This window comes from Micromonospora parastrephiae (genome assembly GCF_016802865.1).
Classification (GTDB): domain Bacteria; phylum Actinomycetota; class Actinomycetes; order Mycobacteriales; family Micromonosporaceae; genus Micromonospora; species Micromonospora parastrephiae.
In genome coordinates this window covers 1-2,974 of sequence record NZ_JAEVHM010000352.1, presented here as the reverse complement: position 1 = coordinate 2,974, position 2,974 = coordinate 1, and the positions used below count along the sequence as shown (strand labels likewise).

Genomic DNA, 2,974 nt, shown 5'->3' with positions numbered 1-2,974 from the left:
CCCGCCTGGGGAGTACGGCCGCAAGGCTAAAACTCAAAGGAATTGACGGGGGCCCGCACAAGCGGCGGAGCATGCGGATTAATTCGATGCAACGCGAAGAACCTTACCTGGGTTTGACATGGCCGCAAAACCTCCAGAGATGGGGGGTCCTTCGGGGGCGGTCACAGGTGGTGCATGGCTGTCGTCAGCTCGTGTCGTGAGATGTTGGGTTAAGTCCCGCAACGAGCGCAACCCTCGTTCGATGTTGCCAGCGCGTTATGGCGGGGACTCATCGAAGACTGCCGGGGTCAACTCGGAGGAAGGTGGGGATGACGTCAAGTCATCATGCCCCTTATGTCCAGGGCTTCACGCATGCTACAATGGCCGGTACAATGGGCTGCGATACCGTGAGGTGGAGCGAATCCCAAAAAGCCGGTCTCAGTTCGGATCGGGGTCTGCAACTCGACCCCGTGAAGTCGGAGTCGCTAGTAATCGCAGATCAGCAACGCTGCGGTGAATACGTTCCCGGGCCTTGTACACACCGCCCGTCACGTCACGAAAGTCGGCAACACCCGAAGCCGGTGGCCCAACCCTTGTGGAGGGAGCCGTCGAAGGTGGGGCTGGCGATTGGGACGAAGTCGTAACAAGGTAGCCGTACCGGAAGGTGCGGCTGGATCACCTCCTTTCTAAGGAGCACCTTCACCCGAAAGGGTGCAAGGAGCCCGCACTGCCCGTCTGTGGTGGTGGGGTGCTCAGATGGCGGAGACACTGGCAAGTTTTTCCTCGGCAACGGCCGGGTTCACCTAGTACAGCCACTTTCGGGTGGTGGGAACGGATGGTCTCGGTGCGGCTGAGGAGAGATGTGAGCACCCTGTTGGGTCCTGAAGGAACAACCATCGTGTTGTTGTTTCAGAGCCGTAGCGGAACTTCGGGTTTCGTGAGGTTGCCAGGCATGGCCTGGCTCCACATACCGCTGGTCTGAGGACTGGGTTTGGTGTGGGGCGGATCGGGTTGTGGGTTGGTCGTTTGTTGAGAATTGCACAGTGGACGCGAGCATCTTTGTGGTCAAGTTGTCAAGGGCGAACGGTGAATGCCTTGGCACCAGGAGCCGATGAAGGACGTGGGAGGCCGCGATAGGCCTGGGGGAGCTGTCAACCAAGCTGTGATCCCAGGGTGTCCGAATGGGGAAACCTGGCACCAGTCATGTGGTGTCACCCACACCTGAACACATAGGGTGTGTGGAGGGAACGCGGGGAAGTGAAACATCTCAGTACCCGTAGGAAGAGAAAACAATTTAGTGATTCCGTGAGTAGTGGCGAGCGAAAGCGGATTGAGGCTAAACCGGCTGCGTGTGATACCTGTCAGGGGTTGCGTGGTTGGGGTTGTGGGACCCTGCTGAACAAGCTGACACTTGTTCGAGAAGTTACAAAGTTGGTGGCTAGTCGAACAGTCTGGAATGGCTGACCGTAGACGGTGAAAGTCCGGTAGGTGAAAGTTGCTGACCTTCTGTGGGTGTTCCCGAGTAGCGGCGGACCCCTGAAATCTGCCGTGAATCTGCCAGGACCACCTGGTAAGCCTAAATACTTCCTGGTGACCGATAGCGGACGAGTACCGTGAGGGAATGGTGAAAAGTACCCCGGGAGGGGAGTGAAATAGTACCTGAAACCGTTCGCCTACAATCCGTCGGAGCCTTGCGGGGTGACGGCGTGCCTTTTGAAGAATGAGCCTGCGAGTTAGTGGCATGTGGCGAGGTTAACCCGTGTGGGGGAGCCGTAGCGAAAGCGAGTCTGAATAGGGCGATTCAGTCGCGTGTCCTAGACCCGAAGCGGAGTGATCTAGCCATGGGCAGGCTGAAGCGCGGGTAAGACCGCGTGGAGGGCCGAACCCACCAACGTTGAAAAGTTGGGGGATGACCTGTGGTTAGGGGTGAAAGGCCAATCAAACTCCGTGATAGCTGGTTCTCCCCGAAATGCATTTAGGTGCAGCGTCGCGTGTTTCTTGCCGGAGGTAGAGCACTGGATGGTCTAGGGGGCCCACAAGCTTACCGAAATCAGCCAAACTCCGAATGCCGGTAAGTGAGAGCGCGGCAGTGAGACTGCGGGGGATAAGCTTCGTAGTCGAGAGGGAAACAGCCCAGATCACCAGCTAAGGCCCCTAAGCGTGTGCTAAGTGGAAAAGGATGTGGGGTCGCATAGACAACCAGGAGGTTGGCTTAGAAGCAGCCACCCTTTAAAGAGTGCGTAATAGCTCACTGGTCAAGTGGTTCCGCGCCGACAATGTAGCGGGGCTCAAGCACACCGCCGAAGCTGTGGCATTCACATTTCAACCTCGCTTGGACTTGATTCCTTGTGCAGGTGTGTGGATGGGTAGGGGAGCGTCGTGCCGCGAGTGAAGCAGCGGGGTGACCCAGTTGTGGACGCGGCACGAGTGAGAATGCAGGCATGAGTAGCGTAAGAAGGGTGAGAAACCCTTCCGCCGGATGACCAAGGGTTCCAGGGCCAGGCTAATCCGCCCTGGGTGAGTCGGGACCTAAGGCGAGGCCGAGAGGCGTAGTCGATGGACAACGGGTTGATATTCCCGTACCCGCGAAAGAGCGTCCCTGATGAACCTCGTTGTGCTAACCACCCGAACTGCTGAGGGTCTTCGGATCTGATGTGGGGAGCGTGGGAACCTGGCGGGTAGTAGTCAAGCGATGGGGTGACGCAGGAAGGTAGCTGAGCCCGGCCGGTGGTTGTGCCGGGGTAAGCGTGTAGGCCGTGTTGTAGGCAAATCCGCAACACATGAAGGCTGAGACGTGATGCCGAGCCGATTCAGGTGAAGTCAGTGATCCTATGCTGCCGAGAAAAGCCTCTAGCGAGTTCTTAGCGGCCCGTACCCCAAACCGACACAGGTGGTCAGGTAGAGAATACCGAGGCGATCGGGCGAACTGTGGTTAAGGAACTCGGCAAATTGCCCCCGTAACTTAGGGAGAAGGGGGGCCGGAGACGTGAAGCCC

Annotated in this window: 2 rRNA genes; both read left to right on the top strand. The window is 58.0% G+C overall.

Annotation, left to right across the window (positions count from 1 at the left end):
* Positions 1-665, top strand: a 16S ribosomal RNA gene (locus tag JNW91_RS30840); the annotation flags it as partial.
* Positions 666-1,042: 377 nt separating this feature from the next.
* Positions 1,043-2,974 (top strand): 23S ribosomal RNA (locus JNW91_RS30835); the annotation flags it as partial.